Below are 23,592 nucleotides of genomic sequence, written 5' to 3' on the forward strand. Positions count from 1 at the left end.
AAGACCTCTGCCAGTCCGAGGAGTTGGGTGTGGGCGGCCATAAATTCGAGGACATCGGGGGGAATGGTGAGGGCAGCGGGGCTGGGTTGTGGGGGGAAATGGGGTGGGAGGAGGGTGAGAACAAAGAAGGTGGGGTAACCGGCGAAGTTGACAGCTCGTGTTCTGCCGATGGTATCCTCTCCGTAGGTACGGAACTGTTGGTGGGTGAGGAGCAGATAGAGGTCGGCATCGTAGGAGAGGAGGTAGTTAAAGGGGTCAATCTGTTTTGGGAGATAGGGGTCGCCGTACTGCCAGAGGATGCAGGCTTGGGGGTGGTGGGCAAGCCATTGGGAGACGATGCGTTGATGGTGATAGTCTTGTGCCCGCATAGTCTGGCTTTCGAGTTCCAGCAAGGTTTGTCGGTCGGATATTCGCGGGCCGACAAAGGCACAGAAATCCGTCCAGTGGTCATCGGTATCCCAGGTGAAGGTGTCGAGGTATTGTGGGGGGAGGAAAGAGGAGAAGTGTCCGTGTTCGAGGGTATGGTGTTTAAAGAAGAAGAAGCTGAAGCCGGAGACGGATGCGGGGTATGCTTCCTTGAGGAGGAGCTTCTCAAAAGATATTTTGTTTGGTTGGAAGGGCAGCAGGACTTCTTGGATGTTTGGATACATAGAGCGATCTCTTCCAAAAGGCTAGCTTTAAGGGTTATTATACACCTAATTCCGACTTTAGGCGGAGGGAAGATAAACGCCTCCTCACCGATGAACGCCACATTCCATCGAGTTCAGGATGGTATACTGCTTAGGACAGTCAACAAGGGTATTAAGTGGTGTTAGAGCCAGAAAACAAGCAAGGGATCGTCTATCTGATCGGCGCAGGGCCGGGAGATCCCGGTCTGTTGACGCTGCGCGGACGGGAGCTGTTGGCGCAGGCGGATGTGGTGGTTTACGATAGGTTGGTGCATCCGGCTGTGTTGGACTATGCGAGGGCGGAGGCGTTACGTGTCTTTGTTGGGAAGGCCAGCGCAAGGCATACTCTAACTCAGGAGGAGATCAATGCGCTTCTCATTCGACATGCACAGGAAGGCAAACGAGTAGCTCGTTTGAAGGGAGGCGATCCTTTTGTCTTTGGGCGTGGTGGAGAGGAGGCAGAGGCTTGCCGAACGGCAGGAGTGCCTTTTGTTGTGGTGCCCGGAATCACGTCGGCCATTGCGGCACCGGCCTATGCCGGCATTCCTGTGACACATCGTGATGCGGCCTCCTCGTTCTGCGTGATCACCGGCCACGAAAGGGAGGACGCTAAGGAGTCGGGGCGGCGTACGGCCGGGCAGGCAGAGGGACGTAGGGATTGGGCGCGGTTGGCGCGCGCCGCAGATACGCTCATTTTTTTAATGGGGGTTGAGGCGCTGCCCGAGATCGTGGCGCGTTTGCAAGAGCATGGACGAGAGCCGGAGACCCCCATCGCTTTGGTACAATGGGGAACTTGGCCCCAGCAGAGGGTGGTTAGCGGCACACTGGCCAACATTGTGGATCGCGTACGCGAAGCGGACTTGAGACCTCCGGCCGTTTGCGTGGTCGGTGAGGTGGTACGTCTAAGGGAACGGTTACGGTGGTTTGACGATCCGAAGCGACAACCGCTTTTTGGAAAGCGGATCGTGGTTACGCGGGCACGGGAACAGGCAAGTGGCCTTGTGGATATGTTAAGGGCGCGCGGCGCTGAAGTGCTGGAGTATCCTACCATCCGGATCGAAAAGTTAGAGGATATGACCAAGTTGGATGAGGCCTTACGGAGTTTGGCGCGCTACGCTTGGATGGTTATCACCAGTGTAAATACGGTTCCTGTGATTGCCGAGCGCCTCGAGGCTTTAGAGCTAGATGCACGTGCTTTCGCTATGACCAAAGTCGCGGCGATTGGGCCGGCGACGGCCAGCGTTTTGCGTGAGAAGCTGGGAATACGCGCCGATTTCGTGCCCACGGAGGCTGTGGCCGAAGCGTTGGTAGACCAATGGCCAGATATGGAGATGAGGGGCAAACGGGTATTCTTACCACGTGCCAGAGAGGCGCGGGAGGTGTTGCCGGAGCGGCTGCGTGCTATGGGGGCAATGGTGGATGTCATACCCGTTTATGAGACGGTGGCTATGGAGCAACCTGGGACTCTGCTAGAGGACTTGATGGCGGGGAATATAGACGCTATAACCTTCACTGCCTCTTCCACCGTAAAGAATCTCATGCAGGCGCTCGCTATCGGGTCGGCTGAGAGCAAACTCGGAGCATATCTCAAGGGGGTATGTCTGGCGGTGATTGGGCCGGTGACCGGACAGACGTTGAAAGAATATGGTTTTGAACCGACAATAGTAGCTGAGGAGCACACCATGGCGGGGCTTGTGAAGGCTTTAGAGAGCTACTTTGCAAAGAGAGGCTAAGGCGATGGATAGGCTGATCGAGCGTCCACGTCGGTTACGGCGTACGGAGGCCTTGCGGCGACTTGTGCGAGAAACATGGGTACGGCCGAGTGACCTTATTTACCCGATGTTTGTTACAGAGGAGGCAGAGAGCCGAGAGATAGCCTCGATGCCGGGAATTTGGCGCTACACCATAGACGACCTCTGTAGAAAAGTGGAGGAGGCGATACGAGCAGGCCTTGAAGCGGTGATGCTGTTTGGCATTCCTCTAGAGAAGGATGAGGTAGGAAGCCAAGCTTATCAGCCAACAAGCATAGTGCCCCGTGCCATTCGCGCTTTGCGCAAAAATTTCGGCGATTCGCTGCTCATTGTGCCCGACGTATGCCTTTGTGAGTATACATCGCACGGGCATTGTGGAGTGGTTAAAGAAGGTGAGGTGCAAAACGATGCCACTTTGGAGTTGTTGGCGCGTGCTGCGGTTTGCTATGCGGAAGCCGGGGCGGATATCGTTGCTCCTTCGGATATGATGGATGGGCGTGTGGCCGCTATTCGTGAGGCGCTTGATGCGAACGGTTTTACGCAGATAGGGATCATGGCCTATAGTGCGAAATATGCAAGCGGTTTCTACGGTCCCTTCCGCGAGGCCGCAGGAAGCGCCCCGCAGTTTGGCGATCGGCGAAGCTATCAAATGGACCCCCCTAACCTACGTGAGGCGATGCGGGAGATAGCGCTGGATATTCGCGAGGGTGCCGACATTGTGATGGTGAAGCCGGGGCTGGCCTATCTTGATGTGTTGCGAGCCGCACGCCAGCGCTTCGATGTGCCGCTGGCCGTTTACAATGTTTCGGGGGAGTATAGCCTTGTGAAGGCCGCGGCGATGAACGGTTGGGTAGATGAGGAGCGCATCGTAGAGGAGATTTTGACGGCCTTCAAACGCGCAGGAGCCGACATCATCCTAACCTATCATGCGCTGGATTACGCCCGGCGTCGGCGAGAAAAACTTGGCAAAACCGAATACTAGATGAACTCCGTAATCGGTTAAGTGGCCTTTTTTCTTATCAAGCTCTCAAAGGAAGGGAACATTTCTGAGTACGGATACGGTTTCTTAATTTATAGGCCGATTCTTTAAGGATATAGAGAAATAAGGAGTGAGTGGAATGGCGGAGACAACAGCGAAATCGCCTTCGCAGGAGAACTACTTAGAGAAGTTGCTCGAACTTGGCCAGCTCATGAACTCGACTCTTGAGCTTAAGCAGGTTCTCGATATAGCGATGGAGCAGGTAATCAAATTTGTCGGGGCAGAAAGAGGGTTCATTCTTTTGGTAGATGTGGCCACCGGAAAAGTCTGGGGAGAGGCCATGTACCAAATTGACCGGGCTGCGCTGGAGGCGGCTTTTTCTGGGAGAGAGGGAGGCAACCAGGCGGAGATCAGCAAAACCATCGTGGAAAGCGTGCTGACCACACGGCAGCCGGTGATCTCTTACAACGCGATGGAGGACCCGCGCTTTGCCTCGCGCCAAAGCGTGCAGTTTCACAACCTGCGCTCTGTACTTTGCGTGCCTCTGTTGGTACGTGACAAACTGCTTGGTGTTATTTATCTCGACAATCGTTTGAAAACGGGTGTATTTTCTGAAGAGCATCTTCAAATGCTGCAAGCTTTTTCTAACCAGGCGGCCATTGCCCTGGAAAACGCACGACTTTACGAGAATCTACGTCGTTCCTTAGAAGAGCGGTTGCGCTTACAAGATGAACTTCATAAACAAGAGACGCGACGTTTGGCCATGGAAGAGGCCAATCGGCTAAAATCGGACTTTATCGGCTTCGTAGCGCATGAGCTACGCAATCCTCTGACCACTATTCGAGGCTACGTCCAGACAATTTTGAGCGATACCGACCATACGCTAGATGAGGAGACCAAACAGGAGTTTTATCGTGCTATTGAGGCGGACGCCGATCGTTTGCTGGACATGATCAACGAGCTGCTCGATGTATCTCGCCTTGAGGCGGGACGGCCGTTGACACTAGCGATACGCGAAGTAGATATTCGCGCTGTTCTGGGGCGATTGGTGAACCGTTATCGCTATTATAAGTTCTACACCGATCGTCATCAGCTTGTCCTCGATGTTGCCGATGATGTGCCCAACACCATTGAGGCAGATGAGGATAAGCTGACGATGATCTTCTCGAATCTTATCAGTAATGCCCTCAAATACTCACCGCAGGGTGGCGAAGTACGCATTACGGCAAGAAAAGAGGCAGATACGCTGGTTGTGCAGGTGAAAGATCAAGGGATCGGCATGACACAAGAAGAATGTGCTCGACTCTTTCGTCCCTACGAGCGGCTTGAGCGGGAGGAGATTCGCAACATTCAGGGAACCGGTTTAGGGCTTTACCTGGTGAAGCACCTTGTAGACCTTCACAAGGGCACGATCTCGGTAGAAAGTGCACGCGGGCAAGGCAGCACTTTCACCGTGCGCCTGCCCTTACAGTCCAATAAAAACGGTTCCTAGATCGTCTCGTTTCTAAAGTCGCTCTGGACATAAGAAAACCCCTCCTGAAAACGTGTTCAAGAGGGGTTTTTATTTGCCGGCACTTTAATAGTGTGTTGCACCATGCTCAGGTAGAGGGATAACCCAGACATTGCGGAAGCGGACCGGCGAACCGTGGTCTTGGAGTAAGATAGGCCCTGGACCGGGGTGCTCCTTACGACCGTAGGCGATGCCGGTAGGTTCAGGAATTATGGTGTTGTTTTGAACCACAATCCCATTTTGAAGGACGGTAACCCGTGCATCTTCCGTTTTCTTTCCACTGGCATCCCATCGTGGCGCACGGAAGATAATGTCATAGGTTTGCCATTGCAGTGGGGGCTTGCAGGCATTAAGGAGCGGAGCAGTCTGGCCATAGACGGCCCCACAATCTCCGGTTCCCGGATCGGGGATGCCATAGGAGTCGAGCACCTGAATTTCGTAGAGGCCATAGGGGGCAACGCCACTATTTCCTCTCTCCTGCCCATGGGCGTTAGGCATATACGGCTCCCAGAACTCAACGTGAAGATGGAAGTCGGTAAAGGTCTGTTTCGAGATGATGTCCCCACCCCGTGGTCTCATGGCGCCATGGTCGAATATCCACTGGGCGGGTTGGTGACTGCCCCGGTAGACCCAGTTTTCGGCGATTTCGTTGGGCTTACCGGTGAAGAGGTAGACCACATTCTTCGCTCCGGGTGGAGGGGGTACCGGTGGGCTTTGCACCGGCTTTGGGGCCGGCTCGGCCGTCTGCCGAGGCAGCGAATGGGCGTGCATGGTGGCAAAAAACAGACCAGCCAAAAGCAAGGGGCTTAAGAGCCGCCCTATGCGTACAAGTTGTGCCTTGTTCATAAACAGACTCACTCCTGGAATAGGTTGGTTACTCCTTTCGGTAGACTAGGGGATTTAATTCGCTCACCGCTAGCTCTCCGGGTTTCACACCTGGGAGCCAGGTTTCAAGATCAAGCCAACGGTTTTTATTGTCGGGCTTCTCCATCACACGAACGCCGTCGGCAAAGTAGATGATGGTCATCACCTCACGGGTGCGATCGCTTTTGTTGCCGGGAGCAGAATGGAGGGTGGCACCGGCATGGAACGTGGCATCGCCCGCCTTCATAGCACCTGCCGAGTGAAGTGGAAAGCCATGTTCGGCTACGAAGTTTCTAAAGTACTCTTCGGAGGTATCGCTGATCTCGAAGTGTCCGAGAAAGCCTTGGGTGTGAGAGCCGGAAGCAAAGGTCATGGTGCCCATCGTCTCGTCGGCATCTACTAATGGCATCCACATGGTGATGGTTTTGTCGGTATCGAGAGGCCAATAGTAGAAATCCTGGTGCCATGGGGTTGGGCCACCACCGGCCTCCTTAAAGAGAGCTTGATCGTGATAGATACGGACGCCCTCCACGCCCATTAGCTCCGCGGCGATGCGCGCAAAACGGCGGGCCAGAACATATTTGCGAACCCGCTCGTCTCGCACCCAGAGGTTCATAATTTGAAGGAACGCTTTACCGTAGGTGTCGCGTTGTTCGATGGGTAGATTTTGGGTGTTGTAGCGATACGCTGCCTCACGGATGATGGGGCCGTAAACGGCTATTTCTTCGGGTGAGCATACGCCTCGTAGCAGGATGTGGCCATCCCGCTGGTAGGCCTCTATCTGCTCTTTTGTGAGCGGATAGGGTGAGGAGAGATCGGGTAAGGTCTCAGCAGACGTGATCATTTTTGCGCTCCTCTTAGGGTTATCCGCATTATGTTCTCCATTGTCCAGGATGTTTCCTACCCACTTCGATCTGAACTTTCTTAGCAAGAGGATCGTCTAACCACTCGTAAGACGACAACTCCTTGCAAAGTAAGTTGTGTTTTGATAGGGTTTGGGCTGCGTGTTGTTATCGCACGCAGCCTTTTGTTTTGGTATTCGCTCTGGACAGAATCATTTCGCGAGTTCGTACAGGGCATGAGCGTAGATTTTTGCCGCTTTCAGTACGGACTGGATCGCAATGCGCTCGTCCGGCTCGTGAGCGGGGCCGTCTTTCCCATCGGGAAAAGCGGCGCCATAGGCAACGGTGCGCGGTGTGGCCCGTGCATAGGTTCCTCCACCCATCGTGCCGGGTTGGCTTTTCGTATCTCCGGTCTCTTCACGATAGACGCGCAGAAGAGTGGCTACCGGTTCTTGATCAAGGGGCACATAGAGAGGTGCATGGCCTTGAGTAACCTCGTAGGTCCATCCCTCCTTCTCCCAAAATGGGCGTCCCTGAGCGAGAAGACTGTCTAGCGGCCAGGTAACAGGATAGCGGATATTGTAGGTAAGAGAAACCCGTTCCTCCTTGTATTCCAAGACGCCGAGGTTGGAGGTAAGAGGGCCGGACACATCGTCCCGGTGGGCGATCCCTAGGCCACTGCCGGCTGTATCGGAGGCGTGCACGACCCAATCGAGCCATAGGGAGCGTTCCGGCAACTCGAGCTCGCATAAGACGCGGGCAAGCCGCACGATGGCATTGTCGCCGGCGGTAGGGTGGCTGCCGTGTGCCGATTTGCCGATGGCCTCTATTTTGATACCTCCATCGGTATGGCTGAACGTAATGTTACGATCCCAGTAGCGGCGTAGCAGGGTTTCTGCCTTATGCAGCGCTTCATCGCTGCCGGCAAGGAGGGCGCTTGCGTGGTCGGGCACCATATTGGGACGACGGCCTCCCTGAGCATGGGCGATGTAGAGACCTGTGTTGTTCTTCGGGAGGGGTTTGGAAAGAGTAAGATTCACGATGCCTTTCTCGGCATAGATAAGCGGGAAGGAGGCATCGGGCGTGAACCCGTAAAGTGGGCGCTCTTGCTTAGTTACATCGAAGTAATGATGCATGCAACCAAAACCGCTCTCCTCATTGCAGCCGAAGATAATGCGGACGCGGCGACGAAGCGGTAAGCCACTTTCCATGAGCGCTTTCGCTGCGTAGAGCGCAGCATAGGTTGGGCCTTTATCGTCAGAGGCGCCCCGCGCGTAGATGTAGCCGTCTTCTATTTCGGCGCCGTAGGGTGGGTGATGCCATCCATCTCCTTCAGGAACAACGTCGAGATGCCCTAATACCCCTATGTATTCGGAGCCTTCACCGAACTCCGCATCTCCCGCGTGGCCGTCAATATCGCGCACGCGAAAGCCCAGTTTGCGACTCAGTTCGAGGGTATAGTCGAGAGCCTCACGGACGGCACGGCCATAGGGGGCATTGGGTTCCGGTGGTCCTTCCACGCTTGGGATGCGTAAAACCCCCTGAAGTGTCTCGACGATTTCACTTTGATGTTCATCTATCCAACGATGAAGTTTTTCTATAGCTTGATCCATTTCCTGCCTCTTAGCTCGCTTTTGATGTGGGGTTGGAGGCGAATGCATGGAGATAGTCCGCAAGCGCCTGACAGCCTTCTAAAGGAAATGCATTGTAGATGGAGGCGCGAAACCCTCCTACGGATCGGTGGCCTTTCAAGCCATCCATTCTTCTCGCCTTGGCGCCTTCTAGGAAAGCCGTTTCCCATTCCGTGTTTTTGAGCCGGAAGGTCACATTCATAAGGGAGCGATCGGCCTTTTGCGTTACGGTGGGTTCGTAGACATCGGGGTGCGCATCGAGGGCGTCGTAGATAAGCGCAGCTTTCTGGCGATTATTCGCTTCAATGGCTTTGAGGCCTCCCTGAGCCTCGATCCATTTCAGAACTAGGTTCATCACATAGATGGCGAATACGGGGGGCGTATTATAGAGCGAATTCGCCTTCGCGTGGGTTTTATAGGAGAGGATAACGGGCACATCGTCAGCAGCTTGTTGCAGAAACTCTTTTCTCGCCACCACAAGGGTAACGCCCGCGGGGCCGGCGTTTTTTTGAGCGCCGGCATAGAAGAGGTGGAAACGCGAATAGTCTAGTTCGCGTGCAAAGATGTCGGAGGAGCAGTCGGCCACCAGCGGCACGCCGTTTGTCTCCGGTAGGATATGCCATTCGGTGCCTTCGATTGTATTGTTCGTAGTGATATGGACATAGCGTGCGTCTGGAGAGAGGTGCAGGTCGGTAGGGATGTAGGAATAGCGGCTATCTTCTGAGGTACCGGCAATGTTCACCGTACCAAAGCGTTTTGCCTCTGCGATGGCTTTAACTGCCCATTCGCCGGTGTTGACGTAGTCGGCCGTTTGACCGGCGCGAAGGAAGTTCATTGGGAGCATGGCAAACTGAAGGCTCGCCCCTCCACCCAAAAAGAGCACATCGAATTCATCGGGTGACAGGTTAAGCACGGAGAGCACACGTTGGATGGTATCGTGGTGAATGGCTTCGTAGTGTTTGCCCCGATGGCTGACCTCTAGAATGGACATGCCCGAGTTTTGTATTTCGAGCACGCCTTTACTGGCTTCTTCGAGCACAGTTAGGGGCAACATGGCGGGGCCGGCGCTAAAGTTATAGATTCTTTCCATGGAAAGCTCCCTGTTCTAATCTAAAGTGATACTCGATACATGCCGTTGCTGGCGGCACGATTTTCCTCTTAATACCAATACCCCAAAAAGAGGTTGCGCAACGATGCTCTAACGTAACTTCGTCGTTTTTTTCTCAGGGAAGGGGTTCTGGCGCCATTTCTGCCAATCGTCGAGGGTAGCTTCTGCCATCGCTTGGGCTGCGGAGCGGAGTTGAGCGGCTTTAAGCTGTTTGGCGTGTGGAAGGACATCTGCTAAGCAGTTTGCGGAGCCAAGGTGAACGTTGGCCGTCTCAAAGCCCATGGCATGGAGAAGCCTTCGTTCATCACGCTCCTGCGGCAACTGAGCTAGCTCGATCCGTGAGCAATCGGGCGCGAGGCGGCGGACGATCCAGTGCCCTTCGAGGCGGACGAAGGGATCGCGGCAGCGCACAGAGCGATCGAGAATAGCCTGGTAGTAGATTTCTGGAGCGCGCTCCAGCCCTGCTGCCCAGAGGGCCGCGGAGGGAAGGAGTGCTTTCGCTTCGCGAACCACCAGACCCCCTTCCCATTCCGCGATAGCCGCATAGCGCGGGCGTCCGAGGCTACCAAGTCCTGCGATGCGCCGTTTCAGCTTGTAAGCTAGCCCATTTGCCGGTAAAAGATGTTCCAGGGCCACCAGGGCGCTTTCGGGAATAGGCCCTTCCGGATCAGGTAGGGCGTCTATTTTTTGGAAGAACTTCTCCGGGTTACGCAGCTCGCCGGTGCTTAAACGGCGTAGCCAACCGTGCGCTTCTGCAAGGACATAAGGGCGCCCGCCTTTTTCAAGGCTTTCGAGATAGCCTTCCAGGATGGCCGCGCAGGCCGTGTCGGCGGTGAGATGGAGGTGGTTCTCCTCGATGGCCAATAGAGCGCTTGTTGCGAGTCGGGTGAGGTCGATGGTGTAAGGAAAGTGCGCCGTCTCGTCGAAATCGTTGATTCCCCAAACAAGCCGTCCCTCGGCGTCACGCCAGGTGCCGAAGTTTTCCACATGGAGGTCGCCAACGGCAAGCACAACGGGCGCTTTAGCAAACTCGGAGCAAACCTTCGGCCAACGTTGCATCCAGCGATAGAAGGTGGCGCGTAAAAAAGGGAACGCGCCGGAGGCCATGGCCTTGTATTTAAGTTGCAGGTCCGATTCCACCGGCACAGTATAGAGGGCCATCCATTCATTGTAGAGTTGTGTTGCTCGTTGTATCTTCACCCGGTGAAGTTGCCTCCTTTAGGCAGGAAGTTTAATGACCGAGCGGATTACATTGCCTGTTTCCATCTCATGGAAGGCGTCTTCCACGTCCTCTAGCCCGATAATTCGGGTGACCATGTCATCGAGATTAAGCTGTTTTTGTAGGTAGAGTTGGGCTAGGAGAGGAAAATCGTGTGAAGGAAGCGTGTCGCCGGCATGGCAAACCCGCAGGGCAGCTTTGTTCCAATAGACACCGGTTGCCATATCGCCCAAATTGAGCGTAACGCTATCGGTGGCTGCTGGAAGGCCAATTGTTGTTGCGGTGCCTCCATAGGCAAGCATGCGCACGGCCTGTTCGATGCAGGAGGGGATGCCGGTGGCCTCGAAGGCAAACTCTACCCCTCCGTCGTAGCCATCTTCGGTGAGGGAGCGCACGGCGGCAACGGGGTCAGTCTCACGTGCGTTGACGGTGTGCGTGGCGCCGAACTTTCGTGCCCATTCCAGCTTCGTCGGGTTAATGTCTACGGCGATGATCTGGCGAGCATGGGCTAGCTTCGCACCCTGAATGACGCTTAACCCCACGCCTCCACAGCCGATAACGGCCACGCGCGAGCCGGCGAAGACTGGTGTGGTGTTGAAGGTGGCACCCACGCCGGTGACCACCCCACATGCAATAAGACAAGCCTTGTCGAGGGGCATATCCGAAGGCACTTTGATAGCAGCTTTAGCATGAACCACTGTATAGGTGCTGAAGGTGCCGCAGCGAAGCACTTGCGAGCAGAGAGCACCATCGCGCTTGCGATGAATGCGTTGTTTAGGACGTAGGGCCACATAGCAGTGGCGTGGGTCTCCCCGACGGCAGGCCGGGCACTGTTCACAGGGAGCGCGGTAGGCAAGTACCACCGGGTCGCCTGGCGCGAGATGGGTTACCCCTTCCCCTACCTCTTCGACGTAACCGGCGCCCTCATGGCCGAGTACGATGGGGAAGGGCATGCCCATACCTTTCAGATTTTTCACCGTGAGGTCTGTATGACAGACCCCGCTGGCGACGATTCTCACAAGAACCTCATTGGGGCCGGGTGGGTCTACGAGGACATCCTCGACAACGGCGGGTGTGTCGGGTGCGTTCAGTAGTACCGCTTTTCCTTGACGGCTCGACATATTCTCCTTCCTCCTCCTTGATCTGTTTATCTTATAACTTCAACGGGGGCATGCCGATGTCCTGCATTTCGCTACGTTGGGAAATGGCGAAACTTTTTGGCGTTAAAAGAGTCTTTCGATACAGGTATTTCCTAATAAGGAGCCTCTTTTGGAGAGAGGCTGTGTGGGTGATGGAACTTTTTAGGAAAAACTAACTGTTTTAAACTATGTGAATTTTCGCGTATACCGTTAAGACCCAAAGTACGCGAAGTAGTACCTTTGGAGAGTGTAAGTTATGGCAACACGAAGAGAGGTGGAACGACGTCGGAACGCGCTCATTCAGGATTTGCGTGAGGCGGTGCGTTCTGGCAGTTTACAACCCGGTGAGACACTGCCTCCCATGAAGGAGTTGGCAAAAAAATATAACATTTCGGTCAATGTTACCCATCGTGCTATGCAAACTCTGGTGGAAGAGGGATTGCTGTGCACGGTCTCTCGCGTGGGGACTTTCGTGCGAAGGCGGCCTGTTCCTCTTGAAGGGTTCTATCTGTGGCTCGTCCAGGAGGGCATTCCTCTGGCCGCTCAACATGGATTCGAGATGCGCATGGCTCAACTGGGTGCGGCCACTCTGGCCATGCGCCCGGCGCAGGTGAGAGAGCTTTTTCATCAGGGGCAGCTTCCCGCCATTTTGGGTGTTTTTGGCGATATCTCCTCGCCGGAGAACAGGGAAATCTTCGCCTATTTCGACCACGAGGCTCTACCAAATGTAACCTTTGCCTCTCATGCGACCGATGGATTAGGCGATGTGGTGACCTTTGATGAGTTTGAAGGAGGGCGGATGGCGACCAACCATCTTATTCGGTTGGGACATCGCCAAATCGCCTTTTTAGGGGCACATCCCTCCACGAATATGCATCCGGGCTTTGAATGGTCTACGTTGCGTGAGGAGGGGTGGTGTGAAGCGTTAGAAGCAAGCGGGCTTAGCCCTCAAGGGCTTGCGTTTCACCCTTCCAAGGTGCCGACGTGGACGGGGGAGGCGATGTTTCACGTTGGTGTCGAACTTGGGGAGGCTCTACTACGCCGGATAGGTGAGATCACTGCGATCGTCGCAGCCAATGATCGAATAGCGCTCGGTGTACTTTCTGTTTTGCGCAACAGCGATGTGCCGACGGTAAGATGGCCGGCCTTAGTAGGGTTCGATAACACCGCCATCGGCGGTGCCCATTTCCTCACCACGCTCTACATGCCTTGGGAACAGATCGGTCGGGAGGCCGCCGATCTGCTGTGGGAACGCCAGCATGGGCAGGTGAAGCGTCCGCCGATTATGCGCAAGGTGCCTATGTACCTTCTGCCGCGCCTTACCTCTCAGTATGGTTGGGCGGCGCGTGGGGTATTTGAGGTTATCGAGCCTCAAAATCTGCTCCAACCGGCCCTAGCAGGCTAATCGGCATTGCACCTAGGCCAGAGGGGAGTAAGAGGGAATTGACCCTATAGAACCCGCTGTAAGCCGCCATTGAGCGCGAGCGGTTAAGCAGGTTTGTCTTCGGTATCATAGGGGCGGGTTTCAAACCCGCCCCTACTTAGTGGACTTCAATATCGAGCGTATCGCCGGCAGTTAATTGTAGGGGAGCGTCGAGTTGCAGGCAAAGAACAGAAGGATTAACGGGCTTTAATTGAAAACCGAGTGGGCGTTGGGCTAGGCTGAGATGGACTTCTGGAAGACTTGTAGGCGGGTGATGCAGGCCAGGAGGAGGTGCCGGTATGAAGAGTGACCTGATGACGAGATGTGGTGGAGGGAGTTTGGAAAGCAGTTCGGAGTTAGGGGGATAGGCGAGTGGCCCTGGAGCGAAAAGGCGTGCGATGTAGAGCCGTATGTTTTCGCCTCGGGCCGTAGGTGTGTAATGAAGAGTTGCCCAAAGATTAGCAGAGAAGATAGGGCATTCCAAGCGCGGCCAGTCACCGGGGATATCGGGCAGAAGCCAGACGCTTTCGGTAACTTGGTCTATACGAAAACCGGACAACCCATCGAGTAAGCCCCAAAGAATGCATTCTAGAGGATTGTTCGTCTCGATAGAGTGGTAGAGAAGAGAATAGTGTAGTCCGGCATCGGGATGGTTTTGCATGATAAGGACGTAGAGATAAGCGGGAAAGAGAGTGTAGTTAATGGGAACTACGCTAGGGTATGTGAACGGAATGGATAGGATAGGTAAAGAGAGATTTGCGTCGAAAGCATGGAGGAGCGCGGCCGGCACTAGCCAGTAGGAAGGGTTCACAAGGGAGGGCTCGGGTGAAGTTTTGGGATTGCGGAAAATGTTGCCAATCGTTTGCGTCTCCTGAGCAAACGATTGAAGCAGATGATGCGCAAGGTCTTGATCGTTGAGGAGGCTTGCCAGAGAGGCCGCCGCTGAAAGGGCTCCCCATCTCCACAGGCTGTGTGAGGGTTGAGAGGCAGAATCGAGCACTTGAGAGGCATCGCGGAGGATGGGCCTCTCGTTTTGAAGTAGAAAGAGGTTACCGGTTTGTCGGACGTAAGCGTCGCTGAGCAGCAGCAGTGGGACGGCGTCGGCATAATCTTTGTGTTGCCGAAAGGCTGTTCCCAGACTTTCGATTTCTTTGGCTATCAGGTCTGGATAGAGATCAAGTAGAGGAAGAGAGAGCGATAATCTTTTGGTGATCGCATCTTCCATAGGGCTGAGTGCGCCCGTTTCAAGGCGTGTATCTCTATAAGGAATGCTTAGAAAACCGTCGTGGTCTATAGTCGCTTCGGTAAGCAGCGGTTGAAGGCAGTCTCCGAGCCTCTGAATGAGAGGACTTGGAAGGTTTGAAAACTTAAGGTTGTCCTGCCACTCCGCGGTGAGGGCATAGAGAGCAAGCCAGTTTGCAAGCAGTCGTTGGGCTATAGCCGTGGCGTTCGGGAGGAGGGTAGCGTAGTAGAACGATTGGGGCGTATGGGCGTACCAGGCTAATACGAAGGGAATTTGTACCTGATCGTGGGGTACTAGGGTCAGATGTACGGCAAGGGCAATTGCAGGTTTGGCGACCCCATGAAGCTGCTGCGCTCCCGTGAGGTTCCCTGTATTTACAAAGGAGCGCCACCAACCTACCGTTTGCTCTGATCCGTTCCAGCATAGGGAGGTTACGGTGGCGTCTCCTCTTTGGGGGTAGGTATAGACCGCCGTTTCACCCTGTGCGCTGGTGATATGCGCTCCAAAGAAGCCGTTAGAGGCAGGTAATACCTCGGCCTGGTCGGGGGCTACGAAGAGCGATGGGCATGAGATGAGCGCGCTCACCTCGGCCGCAATGGGCAGCGGATTGTGAAAGGTGACAATAAAGGCGACTGCCGGCAGCGTGGAATTGGGCAGATCGTGAGGGATGAAGGGGGAGAAGATGCGAAGTTGGGTCGCTACCGGCGAGTCGGTGCTTGGCACTTCAAACTCGGAGATAGGAAATCCAGGAGTGCTGATTAAGGAAGGCAGGCAAGGGATTTGCTTCACACTCTGAGAAGAGAGGGTGAAGGCATGCGTTTCGTCCCCAATGCGAATGCGTGCTGCAAGAAAGCCTTTTTCATCGGGTGAGAACCCGCGGAGACGGCCTGGAATAGGTGCGGCAGCGGAAATCGTTCCCGTGTTATCGAGCAAAACGGCACCCGACCCGATGCCCCCAAGCATCATCGGATAGGAACGACTGTTTGCCGCCAATACGGCTTGGACAGACAATGCTAAGTGCACCAGAGCAACGGCGACCAAAATGAGAATCCGACGATAGACCCTTTGCATGCCTTCCTCCCCCTCCACGACAACTTTGGAAGCAGAGTTAGTATACACTGCTAGTGAGATCTAGAAATCGGTAACTCCTTCTCGAATACATTTTTCAGATCGATGCGGGGCTTTGAAGAGGCATAGTGCTAGCCTGAGCCGCATTAACTTGATATAACAGGGGCTTAAAATCAGCAGGGCTACATAAACGGCAAAATAAATATATTATGAGATCAACGGTAACATCGTAGCCTATTCACCTACTACCAAATTAGTTAGGCCTGACCAACTGATTTTCTTTCCAATGCCGTTACGCTCTGTTTTAGGGCCGGAATAAGCTCGGGATACCGGTAGGTATAGCCAAGGCGTTTTGCTACGGTGGGAATAACCCGCTGGCTGGCGAGCAGCGAATCGGCAAACTCTCCTAAAAGGATGTGCAGCACAAAAGAAGGGATCGGAAAGAAGGGCCGCTTGCCATAGATGGCTGAGAGGGCGCGGGCAAATTCTAGGTTGCTGATCGTTTCGGGCGCTACGGCGTTGCACGGGCCATCGAGGCGATCTTCCTGAAGTGCCCAGAGGAAGAGGCCGACAGCATCTTCAAGATGGATCCATGGCATCCACTGCTTCCCCGATCCGAACGGGCCTCCTAAACCGAGTTTCCATGGGTTGAAGGGGATAGAGGGGAAAGGCCGAAGCATCTTCGCTAAGGCGCCGCCGGGGCCAAGCACGGTAGCTAGGCGCATCGTCGCCACACGAGCCTTGCATTGGCGGGCACGGTTGGCCTCGGTCTCCCACTGAAGACAAAGCTCTGCCAAGAAATCGGAGCCGGCTGGGCGCTCTTCTGTGACCATCTTATCGTTACAGTCTCCGTAATAACCAACGGCCGAGGCGGAGATCAGGGTAGAAGGGGGGTGTTTACAGTCGTGCATGCACTCCACAAGGGTATGTGTGGTCTCCACACGAGAGCGCACCAGCTCCTCCTTGTAGGCTGCGTTCCAACGCCTGCCGGCGATAGAAGCACCGGCTAAGTTGACCACGGCCTGAGCCTCTTCTAAAGCTGTGCGAAGGGCTTCTTTATCGTTCCAGCTGACGCTTTTGGTGTTCGCTCCAAAAAGATGATGAACCCCCTCAGGGTGGCGTGTTACAACCGATAGGGTGTGTCCATCCTGCAGCAGTTGAGCGCAGAGGGCTTTACCCAGAAAACCGGTTGCGCCCGTGACGAGAATGTGCATAGAAACAATGTGATCCTCTCTAATGAGTCGAGAATAGGGAAGGGGCGTAGTGAATGCAGAAGAGCAGGGAAATGACGGTGCTAAGAACGCCGAGTACGAGGGCGATGTTCGCCTGCGTGGCGCCTGTGAAGTAGGGGCTGGCGGCGATCCAGCGTTTGGCCTCGATAGCTTTGCGAATGGCGATGGGGCCTAGGATAACGCCTATTACAAAGAGGATGAGGCTGGCGATGGCGATTTGTAACGCTTCGGTGGCCTCTTGGCAAGGAACGGGCACAAAGTAGCTATAGTCCTCCGTGTCATCTTCGACCGAGACCCGTGCTTTTGCTTGGCGCGATTTGGGTTGAACTTGCGGTGGAATCTCGGCACTTACAGCCTCTTCAGGCGCATCTGCCGATTGAGATGGCTCGTGGGTGGGGGAGGGAGCCGCCTCTTGTACGGCATCGTGGGGGGTGTGTTCGAGAAGCGGCTCGCCGATCGAAGGTTCCGATGATACAGACGATGACTCGGCTTGCGGGGATACGATAGAGGGGGAAGTCGTCTCTGTTTCGAGCACTGTGGGGCCGGTGTGAGCGACGACAGGTGGCTCCGAATCGGTAGCGGTAGGGCTGCTCTCCTCTTTGAGGGCAGAATCTGTCGGTGCAGAAGCCATGGCGAGATTCGATCCCTCTTCCTGTTCCTCAATAATCGGCGGAGGTACAGGGTGTGTTGGGAGTGATTCGGGGGTGGGTAGCTCGAACACCTCCGGTGGGGCAAGCAGGTCGAGGATATTCACATCGGAAGGCTCTTTTGTTTCAGGCGGGGCTGATCCCTCTTCAGATGCCGCTGTGGCTGATGGCTCTGCTGGTTCCATGTTGCTGGCAGGTTTTTCTAGGAGCGCTGCAGGAGTGGAAACCACTTCAGAGAGAATGGGCGGGGGGGTGGTTGTGGTAACATCCTCGCTCTCTAAGGCTTCCTGCACGAGAACAGGGTCGGGCGGTTCGGGCAACAACGTCACCTCGTCGGGCTGAGACCATTCGATGGGTGGTGGCGTTAACAGGGTTGCTTGAGGGGTGGGGATATCCGTCTGCAGAGAATCACCTTTGATCTCCTCTAAGGAGGGCTGAATCTGTGCCTCTTCCGGTTGGGTGGTCGTCTCGGTGACCATTGCGGAATCGTCGGCAAGATTGGACGGATTTGCAGATGACAAATCTGGGGGTGTATCCTGAGCGGTAATCGGTTGATCGAGAGGCGGACTGATACTATCCTGCATCGAAGATGCGGTCTCGATGAAGGGCGGAAGCATGGCTGCTTGTGAGGAGGTGGTTGCGTCCTGAGGTTCGGAGCCTAGGGAACTCTGCACTGCTTCGGAAGATAAATTCGCAGGAGAGGCTGTTGTGTCGGCATTTTGTGGAGTTAGCCAGTTGCGTGGCAGGCCGGCCAACAGTTTGGCTTCTTCTTCAGGAGTTAGAGAGATTTTACCGGCGCGTGCCCATTTGCGTAGGGTGCCGGAGGCAACCTCATAGCGTGGGTCGAGTTCAAGCGCTTTGCGCACCTCATTGGCCGCATCATCCCATTTGCCTATGCGTTCCAGGGCAATGCCGAGGTTGTAGTGGGCTTGGGGCGAATGCGGCTTAAGAAACACGGCTCTCTGTAGAGCCGAGACGGCCTGGTCGTAGCGCCGGCAGTTATAATAAACGGCACCGAGTAGGTAGTGTGCCTTGAAGTCTTCGGGGTACTGCCAACAGGCGCTTTCCAACAACACACGCGCCCTTTCAAAATCCCCTTGTTTCAGTGCACGCAGGCCTGCCTCTCTTTGAGTGGGCATCGGCCATCTCCTTTATGTTCCTTTTTTGGTGATCAGCGCAGTTTTACAACGCGTTCATCCGTACGCAGGTCGCGCTGTTTCAGCAGATCGTGAATCGTTGCACAGAGATAGCGATTGCTATCTATTGAGAAATCGATTCGCAGGCGGGCCTGAGGCCCTTGTCCTGGCGGTATAAGACGCAGAGTATCGCCCTCGTTGAGAGTGATAACACATTCGGCCTCTTCGGCCTCGGTAGGTATCCAGTACTCATTGCCGTTGCTACGGCGCTTCCATGGCAGATTCATACGCCCTGCGTAGCCAACCTCGCAGACGGGTAGGCGGAACAGTTGTTGGCCTTCAGTTACGGCGTAGTAGCGTGTCTCAAAAGGCACCGGGGTAGGGTAGCTTGTGCCCCTTCGGATCAGACGCTCATATTCGGCTTTCTGTTCCGCATCGTTATAGACGCGGATGGCGTAGTCATGATGGATGATCTGGTCTACGCTATATCCGGCCCCAAAAATAGCAGCTCCCTTTACTACGGCCTCGAACGGCTCCCAGTAGTGAACACGCTGAGGCCCGAAAAGCTTCTCGAAAAGGTCACGGACGCCGGGGAGAAGCGTAGAACCCCCAACCAGAAGGACGGCATCAATGTCGGCCTCATCAAGTTCATGACGACAGTCGTCTAGCACCGCGTCGGTTAGCACCTCGAGTGTGCGGTAGAGGCCGCGTTCTTCGAGCAGGTCAATAAACTCTTGGCGCGTAATTTCGATACGCCCGGCACCTTGTAGGAGGAAGAAGCTGCTATCGGCGATGGAGGCCTTGTTGCTAAGGTCTTTTTTAACGGCTTCGGCTTGGGCAAGAAGCACGGGGCGCAGAGCCATTTGATGCGCGCGTAGCTTTTGGCAGGCGAAGTCGGCCAGCCATTGGTCTACCGTTTCGCCGCCGAGTTCGGCGCCACGACCGGCCAGGAGGGTGGCGCGATGTTGGGAGGCATCACGGCCGGAGGGATGGGTGGGGTGCGTTCGAACGACGGCAAGGTCGAGCGTGCCTCCGCCGAAATCCACAACAAGCAGATGCTTTTCGTCGCTGAGGTCAATGCCGTAGCCGAGGGCTGCGGCCACCGGCTCATCGAGGGTGCGGAAACGGCTGACACCAAGTTTGCGGGCGATCTGGTAGAGTTCAGCCCGATACGGCTCATAGCTCTCCACAGGCACCGTCATTGTGAGATCGGTTACCTGTCCTTCCTTACGCCACCATCGTAAGAGGCGAATAAAGCGTTGCAGGCGCGTGCGGTGTGGGTCCGATTTTTGGCGTTCGTATTCGGCGGTGGCGGCCAGCAGTTCGCGTAAAAAGGTGGTGGCGCATTGGCGAGCCGAAATAGTCTCGGAACCTACCTGCGCGACGGCCTGTTGGCTTGCACGGGCCAGAGTTCTCTTGAAGGAACGCGCGAGCGGGCCTAACCCTTGCAGATCGAGACCGTGCAGAATTTCACGAGAGGCAAGGGCTGGCTTTCCGATAATAGCCCGCTGTGTATCTTGAAAAAAGATGGCCGACGGGATGAGAGGCGTTTGCCAAGCCGGCTCGTAATCCACCAGGTCTTCTAGGGCGATAGTGACCGCGTGGGTTCCAACCCACTTGGCGATGAGTGTATTGGTTGTTCCTAAATCAATAGCCCAATGTGTTTCCATACCACCTTCATGCGCGCCCGCATCAATATGCGCGTCTTTTTAATTATTGCCGCCTATTTCTTATTTACGCACAAAACGGCTCAAGACTTCAAGAGGTGCCTCTTTTTTAAACTTTGTCTGAGGTGATGAAGGAGCGGTTCGGAGGGAGGAACGCCTATTGCCTCCAACGCGATGAGTGCGGCTCCCACCGCAGCCGGTAGACGAGCAGAGGTTATACAGGCATAAGGGGCTCTGCGCTTAATGGCAGTGCGGAAGGGACGAAGGATGGAGCGACCTGCGCGAAAGACACCGCCGATAGTGCCGACGGTGACCTCTTGTTTCTCCATGCCCAATCGGCAGATAGCGGTAACCGCAAGTAGAGCAAGCTCCCGACCGGCCTCGCGCAAGATTTGTTGCGCTATGGCATCGCCTTGGGCTGCCGCCATCCCAACGACTTCCGAAAGAGCGGCGATGTCGGGGCGGGACAGCTTGCCGGAATAGAGGAGTGTATGAAGCTGCTTTAAGTTCTCCACCTCAAGGTGTCTTAGAATAAGCGGTTGTAGGAGAGTGGGCGGGAGGATGCCGTCGGCAGCGCGACAGCAGGCATTAAGCGCCTTCAGGGCGATCCAGTAGCCGCTTCCTTCATCGCCCATAAGATAACCCCAACCGCCGACAAGGGCCTCTTCCCCCTGTGCGTTGACGCCGTAGGCAACCGAGCCGGTGCCTCCAATAACGACAACGCCTGGGCTGCCAAACGTGACGGAATAAAATGCAATGCGCGTATCGTGGCCAAAGATTATCTGTTCTGCGGGCACGAGTGGGGTACAGAGGGCCTCCATTGCTGCAGAGCCACCGGTCATTCCTAAGCAGGCGGCAGCGAGACGACCATGAGGCAGCGCGGCACTGTTAAAAGCGCCCTGAATGGCGTCGGTGAGGGAGCGTTGTACGCGCTCGATGCCACCCGGCTCGTGAATGTGGTTGGCAGGGCCGCCGACGCCAAAACCGAGCAGTTTGCCCGTTTCATCGGCTATGACGGCCAAAGTACGCGTTTGCCCTCCATCTACACCCAACACAAGGCGCATCTTTACTCCTCATCTCTGCAGCGTATTCCTCTACCAATTCACTTCAAGACCTCAGGATTCCTGCTTTAGCAAGCGCTCGTAGCAAGAGGAAAAATGGCGGTGAAGTATGGAACCCCATTATAATAGGGCTAGAATGAATGTGCGAGAAACTTCGCGAAAGGAAATTTCCGAAGCGTTCATGAGTACGGATTCCATTTATCGCTTATCTATCAGAAAACGGATTGTGGGCTGGTTGGCGTTCTGCCTGTTGCTTGTATTGCCGCAAAGTTGCACGGCGACGCCGCGTATTGTTCTGCTTATTGTCCCCGACCTTACCTGTGCCGATTTAATAGCACTACCTCTCTGCCCGGCTATGGAGGTGTTTTCGTCGAAGGGAGTACTGGGCTGGATGGTGTGTCGCGCTGCATCCAACGTGCCGCGCAGCCTGCTGAATGCACAGGGCACCGATCGCCTTGCTTCGCTGTTGTTGAGCCTAGGTGCGGGCGGCCGAGCAGTGGCACCGCCTAATGGCATTTGGGCAGAATATCCCCCTACGCCTATTAATAGAGAGGGTAGCGCGTTGAATGCGGCCTTGCTGAGGCAGTGCTATGAGGTCAACAGACGAATCGGGTATCCGGTAGGTGTCGGTCTCTTGGGTACGCTTGTGCATCGCTCTGGCGGCACGACCGCAGCCATTGCGGATGCCGACAGCAGCTTCCGTGCGAATGAGGCTTTGCTTGTGACCATGGATGCGGAGGGCTACGTGGACTTTGCAGGGCCTCGACTCTTTTGTGCAAAGGCAAATCTCCTGGCACCGGAAGGGGCAGAGGCGGATGTTGACAGAATACTCCGCTCCTTCAATCAACTGCCACCAAACACACACTTGGTTGTTATCAGCTTCTTTGATCTGCAGAGAGCGACGGAGGAGGCCATTTCTTGTCTCCCTTCTATGGCTGTCACATATCGTCAGGAAGCATTAGAGCGGTTAGGTAGGTTGATGCAGGGCGTGATCGAGTGGGTGCGAAGCCGTCCCGACGCCATTTTCTGGTGCTGTGCTCCAGGCCCAAGCTCCAATGCAACGGCAGGTGAGCGTTTAGCGCCGGTGCTTTTAATAGGTGAGAGAGTTCCCCATGGAACGATCTTTCCCCCTTCTACACGGTGGGATGGGCTTGGATTGAATACCGATCTCTTGCCTACGATAGCACGACAGCTTGACTTGCCTCGCATACCTCACAGTGCTGTGGGTCGTGCTTGGGAGTTTAAAGCAGGGCGAAGCTTCTCCGCCAAGAGTTTTTGCGATTATTTTAGGTTGCTTGTGACCCATGCCGAGTTGCAGAATCTTTATGGAGGCTTGCCCACCCTACAGTTGTTGTGTATTTTGGGCGGCGTGGTATGTTGGAAGCGGCGAATGCTCTCGCCATCGGTTTTTGGATTGATAATAGGACTTTTGCCTTTTCTCTTGCTTGTGCTCCCGACGTTGTTTGCTTTCAATGAGATCACCGCAGGAATCGCCTTAGGGATTTGCTTGATAGGCCTTGCTGCTCTAGCGGAATGGATGTCGCGTACCCAACGAGACGTCGTGTTGGTATTTAGGGCAATGGCCGGCGTTTTCGTAGTATGCGTGGTTGGCGATCTGCTGACCGGCTCTCATCTTCTGCGACAGGCTTGGATGAGCTACTCGATTATGGAGGGGGCACGATTTTTTGGGATTGGCAACGAGTACATGGGTGCCTTGTTCGGAGCCGCGTTGGTGATGCTACCATGGCTGATAAGGGAAAAGGGAAAATGGCTGAAAGCAGTGGTAGTCTATGTTATTATCTTATTTGTTGTGGCATGGCCACAATGGGGTGCAAAGGTCGGGGCGATACCAACAGGGATTGGAGCATTCGGTCTTGCCCTATGCGCCTCGATAAAAGAGCGGGTTGGCTGGAAAGAGATGGCTTTGCTTGGTGTGCTAGCACTTCTTCTGTTCGGAGGGTTGGCGTTAATAGACCTTCATTTTCATGGTGCTAATGAATCGCATCTAGCACGAGCATTAAAAGGTGAGGGCGGTGGAAGCTTTGGTGTAGTCGTTTTGCGAAAACTGAGGATGGAAGTGTTTCTTTTATTCCATAGTCCGTGGACGGTCGTTTTGCTGGGCAGTCTTATGGCCACGGGGTATCTCCATCGTTTACAGCGGGCGCAGCGAGGAGTTGTGGAACGCGCGATGTGGCTGGGATTTTATGGAGGCGTTGTCTGTGCCCTGTTGTTCAACGATGCCGGCGTCCCTGCGGCGGCCCTGTTAGCGCAGCAGGGGTTAGGATTGGTGTTGTGCGAAGGGGGCAAGCGACCGGATGAACTATCCGGTAGGCTTTCGTAATGGCTTAACTTGCAGAAGAGAGGTTTGATGCGGTATACTTCAAAAACGAACCTAGATACAATA

General features: G+C 55.0%; 17 protein-coding genes. 5 read left to right on the top strand and 12 right to left on the bottom strand.

Annotated elements, in window-relative coordinates; translation table 11 throughout:
- A partial coding sequence (locus VKV29_RS11205; protein WP_324201393.1) for a hypothetical protein occupies nt 1-650 on the bottom strand: 650 nt, incomplete at its 3' end.
- Between the two features lie 158 nt (nt 651-808).
- On the opposite strand from VKV29_RS11205, the gene cobA reads away from it, so the two are divergent.
- The 3 genes from cobA to VKV29_RS11220 all read left to right on the top strand — a co-directional run bounded on the left by cobA (nt 809) and on the right by VKV29_RS11220 (nt 4,890).
- Complete coding sequence (gene cobA / locus VKV29_RS11210; RefSeq protein WP_324201394.1) at nt 809-2,401, top strand: uroporphyrinogen-III C-methyltransferase; 1,593 nt, start codon at nt 809-811, stop codon at nt 2,399-2,401.
- 4 nt (nt 2,402-2,405) lie between these two features.
- Nucleotides 2,406-3,401 carry a porphobilinogen synthase gene (hemB, locus tag VKV29_RS11215; protein ID WP_324201395.1) on the top strand — a complete coding sequence of 332 codons (996 nt, stop codon included), beginning with the start codon at nt 2,406-2,408 and terminating at the stop codon, nt 3,399-3,401.
- Between the two features lie 136 nt (nt 3,402-3,537).
- Entirely contained in the window at nt 3,538-4,890 is a 1,353-nt protein-coding gene (locus tag VKV29_RS11220) for a GAF domain-containing sensor histidine kinase (RefSeq protein ID WP_324201396.1), read from the top strand.
- 84 nt (nt 4,891-4,974) lie between these two features.
- Here VKV29_RS11220 and VKV29_RS11225 read toward each other — a convergent pair whose 3' ends face one another.
- From VKV29_RS11225 to VKV29_RS11250, 6 genes are all read right to left on the bottom strand, one after another.
- Entirely contained in the window at nt 4,975-5,754 is a 780-nt protein-coding gene (locus VKV29_RS11225; RefSeq protein WP_324201397.1) for a DUF1080 domain-containing protein, read from the bottom strand.
- A 28-nt stretch (nt 5,755-5,782) separates the two neighbouring features.
- Entirely contained in the window at nt 5,783-6,616 is an 834-nt protein-coding gene (locus VKV29_RS11230) for a phytanoyl-CoA dioxygenase family protein (protein WP_324201398.1), read from the bottom strand.
- 210 nt (nt 6,617-6,826) lie between these two features.
- The gene (pepV, locus tag VKV29_RS11235; protein ID WP_324201399.1) at nt 6,827-8,227 is read right to left on the bottom strand and encodes a dipeptidase PepV; all 1,401 of its coding nucleotides are present in this window, start codon (nt 8,225-8,227) and stop codon (nt 6,827-6,829) included.
- 10 nt (nt 8,228-8,237) lie between these two features.
- The gene (gene serC / locus VKV29_RS11240; RefSeq protein WP_324201400.1) at nt 8,238-9,335 is read right to left on the bottom strand and encodes a 3-phosphoserine/phosphohydroxythreonine transaminase; all 1,098 of its coding nucleotides are present in this window, start codon (nt 9,333-9,335) and stop codon (nt 8,238-8,240) included.
- Nucleotides 9,336-9,443: 108 nt separating this feature from the next.
- Nucleotides 9,444-10,553, bottom strand: a complete 1,110-nt coding sequence (locus VKV29_RS11245; RefSeq protein WP_324201401.1) for a DUF2252 family protein — start codon at nt 10,551-10,553, stop codon at nt 9,444-9,446.
- A gap of 18 nt (nt 10,554-10,571) precedes the next feature.
- Entirely contained in the window at nt 10,572-11,693 is a 1,122-nt protein-coding gene (locus VKV29_RS11250; RefSeq protein ID WP_324201402.1) for a Zn-dependent alcohol dehydrogenase, read from the bottom strand.
- Nucleotides 11,694-11,967: 274 nt separating this feature from the next.
- Here VKV29_RS11250 and VKV29_RS11255 point away from each other — a divergent pair, with 274 nt between their 5' ends.
- Complete coding sequence (locus VKV29_RS11255) at nt 11,968-13,116, top strand: GntR family transcriptional regulator (RefSeq protein ID WP_324201403.1); 1,149 nt, start codon at nt 11,968-11,970, stop codon at nt 13,114-13,116.
- A 136-nt stretch (nt 13,117-13,252) separates the two neighbouring features.
- Here VKV29_RS11255 and VKV29_RS11260 read toward each other — a convergent pair whose 3' ends face one another.
- The 5 genes from VKV29_RS11260 to VKV29_RS11280 all read right to left on the bottom strand — a co-directional run bounded on the left by VKV29_RS11260 (nt 13,253) and on the right by VKV29_RS11280 (nt 21,191).
- On the bottom strand, nt 13,253-15,448 hold the full coding sequence (locus VKV29_RS11260) for a GH116 family glycosyl-hydrolase (protein WP_324201404.1): 2,196 nt from the start codon (nt 15,446-15,448) through the stop codon (nt 13,253-13,255).
- Between the two features lie 254 nt (nt 15,449-15,702).
- The gene (locus VKV29_RS11265; protein WP_324201405.1) at nt 15,703-16,659 is read right to left on the bottom strand and encodes a TIGR01777 family oxidoreductase; all 957 of its coding nucleotides are present in this window, start codon (nt 16,657-16,659) and stop codon (nt 15,703-15,705) included.
- A gap of 19 nt (nt 16,660-16,678) precedes the next feature.
- Nucleotides 16,679-18,463 (bottom strand): tetratricopeptide repeat protein, encoded by a 1,785-nt coding sequence (locus tag VKV29_RS11270; RefSeq protein ID WP_324201406.1) that lies wholly within the window; start codon nt 18,461-18,463, stop codon nt 16,679-16,681.
- Nucleotides 18,464-18,495: 32 nt separating this feature from the next.
- Nucleotides 18,496-20,130: an Hsp70 family protein gene (locus tag VKV29_RS11275; RefSeq protein WP_324201407.1), complete on the bottom strand. Its 1,635-nt coding sequence runs from the start codon at nt 20,128-20,130 to the stop codon at nt 18,496-18,498.
- Between the two features lie 80 nt (nt 20,131-20,210).
- Nucleotides 20,211-21,191 (bottom strand): N-acetylglucosamine kinase, encoded by a 981-nt coding sequence (locus VKV29_RS11280; RefSeq protein WP_324201408.1) that lies wholly within the window; start codon nt 21,189-21,191, stop codon nt 20,211-20,213.
- 178 nt (nt 21,192-21,369) lie between these two features.
- On the opposite strand from VKV29_RS11280, the gene VKV29_RS11285 reads away from it, so the two are divergent.
- Nucleotides 21,370-23,529 carry a hypothetical protein gene (locus VKV29_RS11285; protein WP_324201409.1) on the top strand — a complete coding sequence of 720 codons (2,160 nt, stop codon included), beginning with the start codon at nt 21,370-21,372 and terminating at the stop codon, nt 23,527-23,529.
- Nucleotides 23,530-23,592 lie beyond the last annotated feature (63 nt).

The organism is Chthonomonas sp., from assembly GCF_035294165.1.
Taxonomy (GTDB): Bacteria; Armatimonadota; Chthonomonadetes; order Chthonomonadales; family Chthonomonadaceae; genus Chthonomonas.